The organism is Marinobacter santoriniensis NKSG1, from assembly GCF_000347775.1.
Taxonomy (GTDB): domain Bacteria; phylum Pseudomonadota; class Gammaproteobacteria; order Pseudomonadales; family Oleiphilaceae; genus Marinobacter; species Marinobacter santoriniensis.
The window spans coordinates 19,160-33,873 of sequence record NZ_APAT01000011.1; the positions used below are offsets into that span (position 1 = coordinate 19,160).

Below are 14,714 nucleotides of genomic sequence, written 5' to 3' on the forward strand. Positions count from 1 at the left end.
TTGGGGTCAGACGCGTTCGATGATGGTGGCGATGCCCATGCCGCCGCCCACGCAGAGTGTGGCAAGGCCGTAGCGCAGTTCACGGCGTTCCAGCTCATCCAGCAGGGTGCCCAGAATCATGGCTCCAGTGGCACCGAGCGGATGGCCCATGGCGATGGCTCCGCCGTTAACGTTGACCTTTTCATCCGGCACGGCGAGTTCCCGCTGGAAGCGCATGACAACGGAGGCGAACGCTTCGTTGACTTCGAACAGGTCGATCTGATCGACCGACATCCCCGCCTTTGCCAGCGCCTTGCGCGCCGCTGGTGCGGGGCCGGTCAGCATAATGGTGGGGTCGGTACTCGTGACGGCGGTGGCTACGATGCGCGCCCGTGGTGTCAGGCCCAGCTCACGCCCCTTGGCTTCGCTGCCGATCAGCATGGCAGTGGCGCCATCAACGATGCCCGAGGAATTGCCCGCGTGGTGAACGTGGTTGATCTTCTCGACATAGTGGTACTTTTCACGGGCCACGCCATCGAAACCCATTTCTCCCATCATCTGGAAGGATGGTTTCAGGCTGGCCAGGGATTCCACGGTGGTGTTGCCCCGGACATGTTCATCACTGTCCAGGATCACCACGCCGTTCTGGTCGGTCACGGGGATGATGGATTTGTTGAAGTAACCGTTTTCCCAGGCGTTGGCCGCCTTTCTTTGCGAGTTCACGGCGAACCCGTCGACGTCCTCGCGGGAGAAACCTTCAAGTGTCGCAATAAGATCAGCACCGATACCCTGAGGCATGAATCCTGTGTGGAGGTTGGTTTCCGGATCGGTGGCCCAGGCACCGCCATCGGATCCCATTGGAACACGGGACATGGCTTCAACACCGCCGGCGACGACGAGGTCCTCCCAGCCGGAGCGAACCTTCATGGCAGCCAGGTTCACCGCCTCGAGCCCGGACGCGCAAAAACGGTTCAGTGTTACGCCCGCGACCTTTTCGTCCCAGTCGGCCGCGAGGGCGGCCGTCTTGGCAATGTCGGCGCCCTGATCGCCGACGGCTGTGACACAGCCCATGACGATGTCGTCCACTTCAGCTGTATTCAGGCTGTTCCGGGTCTCTAGGGCATGCAGCACCGTTGTCAGCAGGCTGATGGGTTTGACGCTGTGCAGTGAACCGTCTTTTTTGCCGCGCCCCCTGGGGGTACGAACCGCGTCGAAGATGTAGGCTTCGGTGCTCATTGCCTGTCCTCTGGTGATGGTTGGATGGTTATCTGTTATGCAGGTAACCATAGCCTCTGAACCGGGACAGGCGTAATGACGCGGGCTGCCAATCCCATTGGCGAAATTGCTCACCGGCCATGACAATCGCCCCGCGGGCTTCTATGTTTCAGGGTAGAAGAGAATATATCCGGGAGGTCTGGGATGTCCCTAAGAGATGCGATCGACAACTTTTATGAGCGCCTGGTGGCAGATGCGATCGAGGCAACAAGGGAGCAGACGGATAATGCGGATTACCTGACCGACGTCATGTGCGTGGCGCTGAACCGCTTACCCACGCGCTATTACCGGCATTCGATCGACATGATGTTCTATCTGGCAGACGAGGAACTGAAAGATATGAAGGACAAATCCCTGGCCGCTGTTCGTGCAGCCAGGGCGTTTGTCAGTGAACATCGGCGGGAATAGCAGGGTTAGTTGGAGGCAGCCGCCATCAAGGCGTTATTCAGGCGGCTCGCCAGACTGCTGTCGACCGGTTCTTCGAAAGGCTGGAGACACCATTGGGCGACAAGCTGTTCGATTTCCTGCAACGGATCAGGCTGCTGATCGCTGTTGCCCAGCCCTGCGCTGAGTCTTTTAACCTGAATCTCCATTCTCCGTTGTTGCTCATCCGCAGGGGATTCAACGCCACCGAGAATTTCGGCACGGATGACAAGCTCCTGGGCGGGCAGGGCTGTCTGGCCGGCCACAAGGCGATGCCAGTGATCGGGGATCTCTGAGGGCACGATGCCGCCGTTTTTACGGGCTTCGATCAAGTGCTGCCAGTGTCCGATTTTCTGTGTCAGCCGCACGGCTTTCAGTTTTTCCTGAAGATCCTGACGTTTTGCCCGAACCCGGTCTTTGAGTGCATCGGACAGTGCGCCCATATCGATTGACTGAATCCGAGTCAGGGCCTGCTGGATGGCTTCGTCGGATTCGGGCGTCGCATCTGAGTCCAGGTTCTCCAGTACTTCACTGGCGGTCTGGTCGGCCAGTTCCGTAGCCTGATGGCGGGCATTCCGCTGAGCATCCCGGCGTTCAAAAATCAGATCACAGGCTTTTCGGAAGGCTTGCCAGAGTTTCCTGTCTTCGCGGTGCCGGGTAATGCCAATGGCCTTCCACTCGGCCTGAAGCGCTTTGGCCTCGTTCATGGCCTCCTGCAAGGGTTCGTGTTCCACCAGCGCCTGAGCTTTTTCAACGATCTCCTGTTTCAGGGTCTCGTTACGACGACGCTCTTCATCAAGCGGCTTTTCCAACTGGCGTAGCAACTCGTCGAATCGCTTCTGAACCTGGCGGTTATCACGGAATTCGACGGGCCAGGCCTGCTTCCACTCCTGTCGGGCGGTCTGGTGGATCCGCTCCGCGCCCTTCCAGTCCACGTTGTCCCAGTTCGCCTGCGTCAGGAAAGTCTCGAGTTCGTCGCAGATTGCCTGACGTTTCTCAAGATTGGCCTGCTTGAGCCCGGATTTGGCTTCAAAATACGCCTTGCAGGGTTCAAAGGCCTTATCCGAGGCTGCCTTGAATCTGGTCCACAGAGTCCGGTCGGACGAGCCGCCAAGTTCCCGCCACTCGGTCTGAAGCTCTTTAATCCGCTCCGCCTTGGCTTCCGGTTCCATGGGTTGGTTTGCCAGGTATTCCATCTGTTCGCACAGCGCGATCTGTTTGGGCTCGGTGGCAAACCCCTGCCAGTCACTCAGCTCCCGGAACTGGCCGGCAAGCAATTGCATGCGCGCCTGGAAGGGGCGGGCATGCCGACGATCGAGCTGTTTGAACTGGTTCTGTGCCGACTTGAGAAGTTGTCTGGACTCCCGGAACTGCTTTGCCTCAAGGGCGGACTCAAGCTTTTCGATCAGGTTTTTGAGGTCGTCGGAAAGAGCCTGTTGTTCCTGCGTGTCTTTCTGTACCGGCGGGGTGTCAGGACGCTTTCCGGCGAGCTTTCGAACCGATTCCAGAGCCTGGGGCAGAGGGAAACCCTCTGGCCAGTCAATGTTTTTCAGAAGGGTTTTCCCTTGTTCCCGGTGTTCTTGCGAAGTGGGTTCGCCGGAGTTGAAAAGCTCGGAGAGCTGGCTGATCGTATCCTCGGCCTGCGAAAGGCGGCGAACGGCGCCCAGATAATGCCGCAGGCTCTGCATGTGCGTTTCGTAAGCCTTCTGTTCCTGCTTTCCTACATCGGTATCGCGTGTGGCTTCGAGCCAGCGATTTTCCTGGGTTCGTTGCAAGGCGTCCAGCGAGGACAGAGAGGGCAGGTCTGTCGTCCGGGATTTCAGCCCCTCAAGGGTGTCCTCGAGCAGGGAGAGGGTTTCCTCCCGTTGCCGCTGTTGTTCCTCGTGTCGCAGGGATTCGGCCAACTCGGATTCAATGTCCTGGAGGCGCTGGCGACAGCGGTGAACTGCCTCCAGAAACTGTTGGGTTTGCTCCGCCGTGGCTGAGGATTCCACCGGCTGCCATTGGCCCAGCAGGGCATCCAGGCGTGCTTCGAAAAGCTTGGTGTCTTCGCTGTTGGCCTGTTCTTCGGCGCTGATGATCAGTTTCTGGATTTTCCTGGCCGTGTCGGCTTCCAGGTCCCGGGCCTCCTTGAGGGCCTGAAGAGCCTGCTTGGCGATCTGATAGACGCCCTTATCCCGCCCTTTGGCCTGTTTCTGAACCCGTTGGAGCGACTCAGGGTCGGTGAGCTTCTGGGCCGCTGAGAGGCGAATATCGGCAGTCACACCATTGATCGCGAGGTCGGCCAGTTCGTCCTGGGTAGCCTGACCCCCAAGCGCTTCAAGCTGTTTGTCCCGCTGAGTGGTTCGCGTGTCCTCGACAGGGGCCTGCGTTGGGCTGTCCGCTTCTTTGGGCGCCGGTTTCGCGGATTTGCGGGATTTGAACAGTTTCTGGATAAATGCGGCCATGAAGGTGTCCTTTGGGATTGAAACCAGTCCTCGGTGTCGGGCAAAGTGCTCCGTCACCGGCCATCGGCTCGGTATGCCGGGTACGGGCATCGGATGGTCTCTGGTGATCAGGCTCATCCGATGATGGAAAATCGGGGGCTATTCTAGCGTTTTGATGGCGTTTGCGGAAAGGGTCTGAATGGCAAAACAGGAAAATCGTGATGATGAACAATACCGGGCCCGCGCGACGGCGCTGAGATTGCTGGCGCGGCGGGAGCACAGTCGGCTTGAGCTGTCGCTGAAACTCAGGCAGCGCCGGTTCGAGGATGATCTGATCCGGGAGGTTCTCGACGAATATGAAGCGGAAGGCTGGCTGGATGATAACCGGTTTGCCGATGTTTACGCCCGTCAGCGCCTGGATCTTGGGTATGGGCCCTTGAGGATTATGGGGGAATTGCAGCAAAGGGGAGTCCGAGCAACACCGGCCTGTTTTGATGACATGGATGAAACGGCGTGGTGCCACAATGCCATTCGCCTGAGGGATCGTCGATTCGGACTGTCAGATCTTGACGACAACTGGGAGGAAAAGGCCAGGCAGGCCCGATTCCTGAACCGTCGCGGTTTCTCTGCCAGCCAGGTCGAAGCGGCCCTTGAGGCGACGTCCCTCCCTGAGGAACGGGGTTGTGACTAGAGCGTCGGAGGAATCACGCTCAGGTCCGGAGGCAGGCTCGCTCTGAGTTCGGGATCGTCCTTCGCCGGTGATGTATCGGCATTGCTCTGGCTGTCCGTGGACTCGGCACTGGACAATTGTGGAGGTACTTCAGGAGAGACAGGGGCAGCCGGCGAGGTCAGACGGGCCAATACGTCGTAATAGCGGCGGATGTTCTGAACATAGATGACGGGCTCCTGGCCCCGGGCGTATCCGAAACGGGTCTTCGAGTACCACTCTTTCTGGGCCAGCAGTGGCAGAAATTCCTTCACGTCAATCCAGCGATCGGGATCCTTTCCGGCACTTTCTGCCAGTCGTCGGGCGTCCTCAAGGTGCCCGAAGCCGACATTGTAGGAAGCCAGGGCAAACCAGGTGCGATCCGGCTCTGGTATGCGCTCCGGGATTTTGTCATGCACGATCTGGAAGTAGCGGGCGCCTCCCTCAATGCTCTCTTCAGCGTCCAGTCGGTTGTTGACGCCGATGTAGCTGGCAGTGTTGCGCGTCAGCATCATCAGCCCCCGTACCCCGGTTGGGGAGACGGCGTTGGGTCTCCAGTGGGATTCCTGGTATCCGATGGCCGCAAGCAGCCGCCAATCCATGTCGAACGCCTTGGCCTGTTCCCGGAAAAGGTCTTCATATTTCGGTAGTCGATTACGAACGTGGAACATGAAAGTGCGCGCCCCCACGTAATTGAGCCGGTCGAGATGGCCGTAGAATCGCTCGGACAGTTGGGCCAGCACACCGTTCTCTTTCAGGTCATTCAGGACCGAGCGCGCCGTCTTGACGAGGGTGTCGTCCTGTTCTTTGGGGAACAGCCAGACCAGTTCACGGGGTTTGCCCAGTGCGAACGCCTCCTTCACGTGTGGGAAAAACACCTGATTCAGTTCCAGTTCATTGGACGAGACGACGGCAAAGGGATACTTTCCACTCTCGACCCGGGCAAGAATGCCGGCGGGATCGAGGCCGGGGTGTGTTTTCAGCGTAATCGACTGATCCAGGGCGCCAAGCGACTTCAGGATTGCTTCATGATCGCTGTCGGCGACCAGATTCAGGCTCTTCCCGGACAGGTCTGCGAGGGACTCTGGCCGACTCATGTCCCGGTGATAAACCACAACGGACTGGGTTTGGATGCCGGTGGCGAGTGTTCGGAATCGCTTGTCGAACTCTGGCTGATCGGAAAGACCCGCCATGCCAATATGAGCGTAATCTCGATCAAGGACCGACAGTATCTCGGTGTTGTCCTCGGCGGTCCGGACCTTGAGGTTCACGCCCAGTTTTTCGGCAAGACGTTTGGCGAGTTCGTAGTCGTAGCCGGTAGGGCCGTCCCGACCTTCGTAGTAGATCGAAGGCGCCACCCGGGTAATGACGTGCAGGGTTCCTTCGTTGCGAATTTCCTGGACGGTACTCGGGCGTGAGCAGCCCGAGAGTGTAAGGGCTGCACCGATGACCAGGGCGACGGGGGCTCTGGAAGCAAAAAGGCGGTGCAATAATCTGGGCAAATCCCTGATCTCCCTGAGAACTTTCTTCAGCCAGATACGCACGGATTTCGCTCGCGTATTTCTGGATCCTGGTGTTCGTCGCTTCCTTGCTTTCTACATGATCCTTGGCCGGTTCGCTCTGGTCAATAAAACGCCGGTATGACAATGCAAAACAATGTCAATTATCTGGGTGCGCAATAACCGCAGGTGCGCTGTATCCCGGCTTCGCTTTCAAGTATCATTGCGGGCTTTCAAATTGCACCGGATTCCCTTTCTTTTCGCGCGATACAGGTTGATATCATGCTTGAACTTCGCGGCGCACCCGCGCTTTCGCCCTTCCGTTCCCGCAAACTGCATTCCCGGATTCAGGATATCGTCCCGGAAGTTGAGCACGTGTATGCAGAGTTCATGCACTTTGTGGACCTTGAGTTCGACCTTTCCGATGCTGAGCAGGCGATCCTGGACCGTCTTCTCGTGTATGGCCCGAGCGTTCCGGTGGAAGATCCGGAGGGTGTTCTTTTTCTGGTTGTTCCCCGGCCAGGAACCCTGTCGCCCTGGTCCAGCAAGGCGACCGATATTGCCCGCAACTGCGGATTGAGACAGATTCATCGTATCGAGCGGGGCATTGCCTATTACATTCGCGCCAGCAGGAAGCTCGGGCTGGAACAGCGGGAGAAGATTGCGGCCCTGCTCCACGATCGTATGACACAGAAGGTGTTCCATGAAATGGGAGGCGCGGAGCTCCTTTTCAGCCACGACGAGCCTCGTCCTCTGGCCCGGGTTCCGGTGCTCTCTGGCGGCAGGGAGGCATTGGTCAAGGCCAACCGGAATCTGGGGCTGGCCCTTGCGGACGACGAAATTGATTATCTCGTGACGTCGTTTACCGACCTTCAGCGCGATCCCACGGACGTTGAGCTGATGATGTTTGCCCAGGCCAACTCCGAACACTGTCGACACAAAATCTTCAACGCCTCCTGGGACATCGATGGCGAGGGACAGGAGAAATCCCTGTTCGCGATGATTCGCAACACCTTCGAAATGAACAGTGACGGTGTGCTGTCGGCATACAAGGACAATGCCTCGGTGATTCGCGGTAGCCGTGGCGGACGCTTTTTCCCGGATCCCGAAACCGGCGTCTATGGATACCATGAGGAAGACATTCATATCCTCATGAAAGTGGAAACTCACAACCACCCCACTGCGATTGCGCCTGCAGCCGGGTCTGCCACAGGTTCGGGCGGTGAGATCCGTGATGAGGGCGCGACCGGGCGAGGCTCCAAGCCAAAGGCAGGCCTGACCGGGTTCACTGTTTCCAATCTCAATCTCCCCGACGATCCGCAGCCCTGGGAAATTGGATATGGCAAACCCGATCGTATCGCTTCCGCGCTGGATATCATGATTGAGGGACCCATCGGCGGCGCCTCGTTTAACAACGAATTCGGTCGCCCGAATCTGGCCGGCTACTTCCGCACCTTTGAAGAGAAGGTCCCGGGAGCGGCCGGAGAGGAAGTGCGCGGTTACCACAAGCCGATCATGATTGCCGGGGGGCTCGGCAATATTCGTGAGCAGCACGTGGAGAAAGGCAATATCCCGGTTGGCGCCAAGCTGATTGTGCTTGGGGGGCCCTCAATGCTGATCGGGCTGGGCGGTGGCGCTGCGTCCTCCATGGATTCCGGGACCAGTAACGAACATCTGGATTTCGCATCGGTCCAACGTGATAACCCGGAAATGGAACGGCGTTGCCAGGAAGTGATCGATCGTTGCTGGCAGATGGGTGACGAAAACCCGATCTGCTTCATCCACGATGTGGGCGCCGGTGGACTGTCCAACGCAATGCCCGAACTGGTCAAAGATGGTGGCCGGGGCGGAAAGTTCGAGTTGCGGGATATTCTCAGCGATGAGCCTGGAATGTCTCCATTGGAGATCTGGTGTAACGAGTCCCAGGAGCGGTACGTGATGGCCGTTGCGCCGGAGAATCTGGACCTTTTCGACGCACTGTGTCGTCGGGAGCGTTGCCCTTACTCCGTGATTGGCGAGGCCACTGAAGCCCATCATCTTGAGCTGGGCGACTCGTACTTCGATGACAAGCCGGTTGACCTGCCCATGGAGGTACTCTTTGGCAAGCCGCCGCGCATGCATCGCAGCGTGACCCGCTCATCCTTTACCAAACCGATTTTTGACTCCACCCAGGTTGATCTGAACGACGCGATTCGCCGGGTACTTCGACTGCCGGCGGTCGGTTCGAAAAGTTTCCTGATCACGATCGGGGACCGGACCATCACCGGCCTGGTTGCCCGGGACCAGATGGTCGGCCCCTGGCAGGTTCCGGTCAGTGACGTCGCTGTTACCGCCAGTTCTTTTGATGTTCGCACTGGCGAGGCCATGGCGATGGGCGAGCGTACGCCCGTGGCGGTCATTGACGCACCCGCCTCGGGACGCATGGCCGTTGGTGAGGTCATCACCAACCTTGCGGCTGCGCCTATCGGCACATTGTCGGATATCAGGCTGTCGGCGAACTGGATGGCCGCGGCAGGGCATCCGGGCGAAGACGAGAATCTTTACGAAACCGTTCGTGCGGTGGGTATGGAGTTGTGTCCGGCGCTGGGCATTACGATCCCGGTTGGCAAGGATTCCATGTCCATGAAAATGACCTGGGAGGAGGATAACGGCGAATCCAAAAGCGTGACGGCACCGCTTTCTTTGATTGTCAGCGGTTTTGCCCCGGTTACCGATGTCTCCCGGACCCTGACACCTCAATTGGATACGGACTCGGGAGAGACCGACCTTATTCTGGTGGATCTCGCGGCCGGTCAGAATCGGCTGGGTGGCTCTGCGCTGGCGCAGGTTTATCGCCATGTCGGAGCCGTGGCTCCGGACCTCGACGATCCTGAGGACATCAAGGCATTCTTTGCGGTGATTCAGGGCCTGAATGGCGACGGCAAACTGCTGGCTTATCACGACCGTTCCGACGGTGGTCTTTTCGTCACCCTGGCCGAGATGTGTTTTGCCGGCCATACCGGCATTGATATCAAACTGGATGGCCTGGCGGAGGATAGCTCCCAGTTCGCTCGTGAACTGTTCAATGAGGAGTTGGGTGCCGTCATTCAGGTTCGTCGGGAGGATACCAGCTTCGTTCTCCAGCAATTCTCCGCAGCAGGCTTGGGCGACCATACCAGCGTGATCGGTACGCTGAACACCGAAGACCGGCTTCGACTCTCATTTGAGGGCGAGACGGTGGTCGACGAGCCACGTGCGGATCTTCAGCGGCTCTGGGCGGAAACCAGTTACCGTATCCAGTCGCTGCGGGACAATGCCGACTGCGCGGGAGAAGAGTTCGACAACCTGCTGGATACCAGCGATCCCGGTCTGAATGCGGCGTTAACCTTTGACCTTGATGACGATATTGCGGCTCCCTACATTGCCCGTGGTGCGCGTCCGAAGGTCGCAGTGCTGAGGGAGCAGGGCGTTAACGGTCAGGTTGAGATGGCAGCCGCCTTCGACAGGGCAGGTTTCGATGCAGTGGATGTTCACATGAGCGACCTGTTGTCCGGTCGGAGCTCACTGGAGGGCTTCAAGACACTGGTGGCCTGTGGCGGCTTTTCCTACGGCGATGTTCTCGGCGCCGGGGAAGGATGGGCAAAGTCGATTCTGTTCAGCGACCGGGTCCGTGACCAGTTCGCGGAATTTTTCAACCGCCAGGATACGTTGGCTCTGGGGGTCTGTAATGGCTGTCAGATGCTGTCGAACCTGCACGAACTTATACCGGGTAGCGACGGCTGGCCGCGTTTTGTCAGGAATGAGTCCGAGCAGTTCGAAGCGCGCCTGGTCATGGTGGAGGTGCCCTCATCGCCATCGGCATTTCTGGATGGAATGAGTGGGTCTCGGATGCCGATTGCCGTTGCTCATGGTGAAGGTCGGGTGGAATTCGCCGGTAGCAACTCTGCTGCGACACTTGCCGAGAACGAATTGGTCGCGTTGCGATACGTGGATAACCGGGGCGAGGTTACCCAACGCTATCCGTTCAACCCGAACGGGTCTGAAGGCGGCATCACAGGGGTTACGAGCCGCGATGGCAGGGTAACAATCATGATGCCGCACCCGGAGCGGGTTTTCAGGGCTATCCAGTATTCATGGAGACCTGCTCAATGGCAGGAAGATGGTCCATGGATGCGTATGTTCCGCAATGCGAGGCGGTGGTTCAGCTAACCTATCGGTAGTCCTGAAAACCGGTGCAGGAGGCGTTCTGAATGAATGTCATCCTGCACCGGTTTTTTTGTGGCTCGATTGCCTTTTTTTGGGGCGCATTTCAAGGTAAAAAAGCGCTGAAATGGCAAAAAAAACGCTTGACGCAGTGCTTTTATGCACATTTATGGAGCCCGGTTGTGTGATGTGTGAACAAAGGAAGGGATCTTGGTTCAATATTTGATCGGATCTCTCAAGGTATTGAAAATAAACGAGAAAAATAATCGGGCCATTTTGTCGCCAATTTGAGGGGAGTGCAGTATTTACGGGGTTTCGAGGCGTGTTCCCAAAAAGTTTCCCCAGAGTTATCCACAGATTCTGTGGGTAAGTGTCTAAGTTGCTAATCTGTACAAAAAATGTCCGCAAATGGAGGAGGCTTTGCATGTTCAAGTTCTGCTATTTCGTACCCGAGTCCCATCTGGAACAGACCAAGCAGGCCCTGTTTGATGCGGGCGCCGGAAAGATTGGTGATTACGACTGTTGTGCATGGCAATGCCGGGGGCAGGGACAGTTCCGACCGCTGGAAGGAAGCGATCCTTTCCTTGGCAATCAGGGTGAGCTTGAGGTCGTCGACGAATTCAAGGTGGAGCTGGTGTGTGATGACGCGGTAATCGACAGGGCACTTGAGGCTTTCAAGCGGGCGCATCCCTACGAAGAGCCCGCCTATGAGATTTACCGGATGGAGATGCTCTGATCAGGTCCGGGACATCGGGCGGCGGATGTCCTTCAGATGAACCTGATAGTGATCCGACTTCATATCCTCAAGGAAGAGCTCAAGGGTCTTTTTGACGGTCGGGAAGGAGATTTCCTCCCACGGGATTTCATCGACACCGAACAGGCGTGATTCCAGCGACTCTTCGCCTGCGCCGAATTTACCCCCGATCAGGCTGGCCCGGTAAAACATATGAACCTGGTTGATGTGAGGGACGTCGATGATGGAGAACAGTCCTTCGATGTCTACTTCGGCCAGCGCTTCTTCCTGTGTTTCACGGGCTGCCGCTTCAATCGTTGTTTCGGCATTTTCCATGAAGCCCGCCGGTAGAGTCCAATAACCATAGCGGGGTTCTATTGCACGTTTGCACAGAAGAATTTTCCCCTCCCACACAGGAACGGTACCGGCGATGATTCGTGGGTTCTGGTAATGTATGGTTTCGCAGCTGGTACAGACATAGCGGTGCCGGTTGTCCCCCTCGGGGATACGCTGTTCCACCGGATGGCCGCAAAAGCTGCAATACTTCATGTTTTTCACCGTATACTGGTTGGGTTTTAGTAGTCAGTTTAACCATACCGGCTACCTCTGTCCCAGCCAATATGGCGACGTTCCCGGGAGTGGTTCATTGCGAGATTTTCTGACCCAACGATTGGCTGGATACGCACCGCGACAGCTGGCGCTGGATTACCCGGAGGCGGGTATCCTGGTTCCGATCACCGATTCGCCCGGGAATCCCGAAATGATTTTTACGCTGAGGTCATCGACCCTCAGTACCCATCGAGGTCAGGTCGCTTATCCAGGGGGTAAGCGTGACCCCGGCGATCCGTCTCTGGCAGCGACGGCCTTGCGTGAAACCCACGAGGAGATTGGCCTTCCCCCGAGCGAGGTCGAGGTCATTGCGCCCCTCAGTCAGGTGATGTCGCGCTATGGAATTCTGGTGACTCCTTACGTCGGGGTGGTCCCGGTCGATCACCCCCTGGAACCCAATCCTGCGGAGATCGAGAGCGTCTTTCGTGTGCCTGTATCGTTTTTCCTGGAAGATCGCCGGGAGCGGACCGACTCTCTCAATTTCCTCAATAATACTTTCTATGTGCCCTGTTACCGGTGGGATCGTTATCAGATCTGGGGGCTGTCTGCCGTGGTTCTGGTGGACTTTCTGAACGCCGTGTACGATGCAGGCATTGATTTGCTCGAACCCCCTTTAGGAGGCTGACATGTACTTCGAGTTGGACAAGCGCAGTCCGGAGTTGGTTGGTGAGAATCAGTTTGTTGCCCATAACGCGTCCGTGATTGGCAGCGTGAAGCTGATGGAAAAAAGCAGTGTCTGGTACAACGTCGTTATTCGTGGTGACAACGACCTTATCACTATCGGACCGGAGTCGAATGTTCAGGACGGATCGGTGTTGCACACGGACCCGGGAATTCCCCTGACCCTTGGTCGGGGGGTAACCGTGGGGCACAAGGTGATGCTGCACGGTTGTGATATCGGAGATTACTCGCTGATCGGTATCAATGCGGTCGTGCTGAATGGGGCGAAAATCGGTAAGCATTGCCTGATTGGCGCCAATACGCTGATCCCGGAGGGTATGGAAATCCCGGATGGTTCGATGGTCGTCGGCTCGCCTGGCAAGATCAAAAAGCAGCTCAACGATCAGCAGAAAAAAATGCTGGAAATGAGCGCGGCACACTATGTTGAGAATGCCGCACGGTACAGGGAACAACTGTCACCCTGCGAGCCCTCTAGATGAAAAGTTCGGAAAAAGTGCGTTCTCCGTGTGTGAGTGTGTGCGCTCTTGATGAAAACGACCTCTGTATCGGTTGCCATCGGACCGGCGACGAAATTTTACGTTGGACCCGGATGACCAACGAGGAACGCAGAGATGTCTTGCATGAAGTTGCAAAACGGGAAGAAAAGGTGGCCCTCTGAAATGACAGACAAACATTCGGTGCGTATTGGTACTCCGCTCAAGGCAAACGCGTTCAGGGTTCTGTTCTGTGGCTCGGGCGAGCTCGGCAAGGAGGTGGTGATCGAGCTTCAGCGTCTTGGCGTCGAAGTCATTGCGGTTGATCGGTACGCCAATGCCCCGGCCATGCAGGTAGCGCATCGCTCTCATGTTCTCGATATGTTGGATGCCGCCGCGCTTCGGGCCGTTATTGAGCAGGAAAAACCGGATCTGATCGTGCCGGAGATTGAAGCGATCGCCACGCCGGAGCTGGTCCGGCTTGAAACCGAAGGCTACCGGGTGATTCCGACGGCCAGGGCAGTCAATCTCACCATGAACCGGGAAGGTATTCGCCGACTGGCAGCTGAGGAGTTGGGGTTGCCCACATCGCCTTACCGGTTTGCCGGAGACAGGGATGAATTTCTGGCAGCTGTTAAGGAAGTAGGGTTGCCGTTGGTGGTCAAGCCGGTCATGAGTTCTTCCGGGAAAGGGCAGAGCACGGTCAAAACCGACGCTGATATCGATGCGGCTTGGGAATACGCCCAGAGTGGCGGCCGGGCCGGCAAGGGGCGTGTGATTGTCGAAGGTTTTGTCGATTTTGATTATGAGATAACCCTGCTGACCGTTCGTCACCGTGATGGCATTTCCTTCTGCGATCCGATTGGTCACCGACAGGAAGACGGCGATTATCGGGAATCCTGGCAGCCTCAGCCCATGTCACCCAAAGCGCTGGAGCGTTCCCGGCAGATTGCCCGCGCTGTTGTTGACGATCTTGGGGGCTACGGCATATATGGCGTAGAGCTCTTTGTGAAAGGAGATGACGTCTGGTTCTCCGAAGTGTCGCCTCGCCCCCACGATACGGGTCTGGTAACGCTGGTATCTCAGGATCTCTCCGAGTTCGCACTTCATGCGCGGGCGATTCTCGGATTGCCGGTACCGGCGATTCGCCAGAATGGCCCCAGCGCATCTGCTGTTATTCTTCCGGAGGGCGAGTCTTCCGACGTGGTCTACACGCACATTGAGAAGGCACTTGTTGAACCGGACACCCAGTTGCGGCTGTTTGGTAAGCCGGAGTTGACAGGCCGACGCCGGATGGGCGTCGCGTTGGCAAAGGCGGATAACATCGACAACGCGCGGGAAAAAGCTCGTGCAGCGGCTGCTGCAGTGGGGATTGAGCTTTGATGTGTGGCGGTGAAGCCACCCGGTAAGAGCTTTCAAAGAAGAAGGAATTGATCGCGTTTTGAACAGCCGAATAGGTGGAAACCGAAGGGTTTTGAAATAAAGGAAAATTGGTCGTTGACAGTTTGGCTGAGGGCTGTAGAATGCGCACCACTTCTGAGGGACAAGCCGTTGAGGCGGCGGGTTTTGAGGGAGTTAACTGCTTGAAAGCTTTGAAGAAAAAAGAGTTTGAGATTTCTTCAGAAAGCGGTTGACAAGGTAGCGGTTCGGTGTAGAATGCGCGCCTCGTTTGAAGCAGTAAGCCGGACGGTTTTTAGCGGATTTGAAAGAGTTTGAAGACGCTGAAAA

13 protein-coding genes are annotated in these 14,714 nt (G+C 57.2%); 9 read left to right on the forward strand and 4 right to left on the reverse strand.

What is annotated here, in order from left to right:
- Nucleotides 1–6: 6 nt before the first annotated feature.
- Complete coding sequence (locus MSNKSG1_RS03760) at nt 7–1,215, reverse strand: acetyl-CoA C-acetyltransferase (RefSeq protein ID WP_008937914.1); 1,209 nt, start codon at nt 1,213–1,215, stop codon at nt 7–9.
- Between the two features lie 183 nt (nt 1,216–1,398).
- Between MSNKSG1_RS03760 and MSNKSG1_RS03765 the strand changes: the two genes are divergently transcribed.
- Complete coding sequence (locus tag MSNKSG1_RS03765; protein ID WP_008937915.1) at nt 1,399–1,662, forward strand: late competence development ComFB family protein; 264 nt, start codon at nt 1,399–1,401, stop codon at nt 1,660–1,662.
- Between the two features lie 5 nt (nt 1,663–1,667).
- On the opposite strand, the gene MSNKSG1_RS03770 is transcribed toward MSNKSG1_RS03765, so the two are convergent.
- The gene (locus MSNKSG1_RS03770) at nt 1,668–4,124 is read right to left on the reverse strand and encodes a DUF349 domain-containing protein (RefSeq protein WP_008937916.1); all 2,457 of its coding nucleotides are present in this window, start codon (nt 4,122–4,124) and stop codon (nt 1,668–1,670) included.
- Nucleotides 4,125–4,302: 178 nt separating this feature from the next.
- Between MSNKSG1_RS03770 and MSNKSG1_RS03775 the strand changes: the two genes are divergently transcribed.
- Nucleotides 4,303–4,794, forward strand: coding sequence for a regulatory protein RecX (locus tag MSNKSG1_RS03775; protein ID WP_008937917.1), 492 nt, complete (start codon nt 4,303–4,305; stop codon nt 4,792–4,794).
- On the opposite strand, the gene mltF is transcribed toward MSNKSG1_RS03775, so the two are convergent.
- Nucleotides 4,791–6,311 (reverse strand): membrane-bound lytic murein transglycosylase MltF, encoded by a 1,521-nt coding sequence (gene mltF, locus MSNKSG1_RS03780; protein WP_152638720.1) that lies wholly within the window; start codon nt 6,309–6,311, stop codon nt 4,791–4,793. The genes MSNKSG1_RS03775 and mltF overlap by 4 nt on opposite strands.
- Before the next feature lie 279 nt (nt 6,312–6,590).
- Between mltF and purL the strand changes: the two genes are divergently transcribed.
- The 3 genes from purL (at nt 6,591) to MSNKSG1_RS03790 (ending at nt 11,226) form a co-directional block, all read left to right on the forward strand.
- On the forward strand, nt 6,591–10,496 hold the full coding sequence (purL, locus tag MSNKSG1_RS03785) for a phosphoribosylformylglycinamidine synthase (RefSeq protein ID WP_008937919.1): 3,906 nt from the start codon (nt 6,591–6,593) through the stop codon (nt 10,494–10,496).
- Nucleotides 10,497–10,537: 41 nt separating this feature from the next.
- Nucleotides 10,538–10,678 carry a hypothetical protein gene (locus MSNKSG1_RS19210; RefSeq protein ID WP_160164266.1) on the forward strand — a complete coding sequence of 47 codons (141 nt, stop codon included), beginning with the start codon at nt 10,538–10,540 and terminating at the stop codon, nt 10,676–10,678.
- A 236-nt stretch (nt 10,679–10,914) separates the two neighbouring features.
- Complete coding sequence (locus tag MSNKSG1_RS03790) at nt 10,915–11,226, forward strand: Nif3-like dinuclear metal center hexameric protein (RefSeq protein ID WP_008937920.1); 312 nt, start codon at nt 10,915–10,917, stop codon at nt 11,224–11,226.
- On the opposite strand, the gene MSNKSG1_RS03795 is transcribed toward MSNKSG1_RS03790, so the two are convergent.
- Nucleotides 11,227–11,772 (reverse strand): NUDIX hydrolase, encoded by a 546-nt coding sequence (locus MSNKSG1_RS03795; protein WP_008937921.1) that lies wholly within the window; start codon nt 11,770–11,772, stop codon nt 11,227–11,229.
- 97 nt (nt 11,773–11,869) lie between these two features.
- Between MSNKSG1_RS03795 and MSNKSG1_RS03800 the strand changes: the two genes are divergently transcribed.
- The 4 genes from MSNKSG1_RS03800 to purT are packed head-to-tail and all read left to right on the forward strand — an operon-like array spanning nt 11,870 to nt 14,369.
- Nucleotides 11,870–12,457, forward strand: coding sequence for an NUDIX hydrolase (locus MSNKSG1_RS03800; protein WP_008937922.1), 588 nt, complete (start codon nt 11,870–11,872; stop codon nt 12,455–12,457).
- A gap of 1 nt (nt 12,458) precedes the next feature.
- The gene (locus MSNKSG1_RS03805) at nt 12,459–12,992 is read left to right on the forward strand and encodes a gamma carbonic anhydrase family protein (RefSeq protein ID WP_008937923.1); all 534 of its coding nucleotides are present in this window, start codon (nt 12,459–12,461) and stop codon (nt 12,990–12,992) included.
- Nucleotides 12,989–13,171 (forward strand): DUF1289 domain-containing protein, encoded by a 183-nt coding sequence (locus MSNKSG1_RS03810; protein WP_008937924.1) that lies wholly within the window; start codon nt 12,989–12,991, stop codon nt 13,169–13,171. The genes MSNKSG1_RS03805 and MSNKSG1_RS03810 overlap by 4 nt, the downstream gene beginning before the upstream one ends.
- A 1-nt stretch (nt 13,172) precedes the next feature.
- The gene (purT, locus tag MSNKSG1_RS03815; RefSeq protein ID WP_008937925.1) at nt 13,173–14,369 is read left to right on the forward strand and encodes a formate-dependent phosphoribosylglycinamide formyltransferase; all 1,197 of its coding nucleotides are present in this window, start codon (nt 13,173–13,175) and stop codon (nt 14,367–14,369) included.
- Nucleotides 14,370–14,714 lie beyond the last annotated feature (345 nt).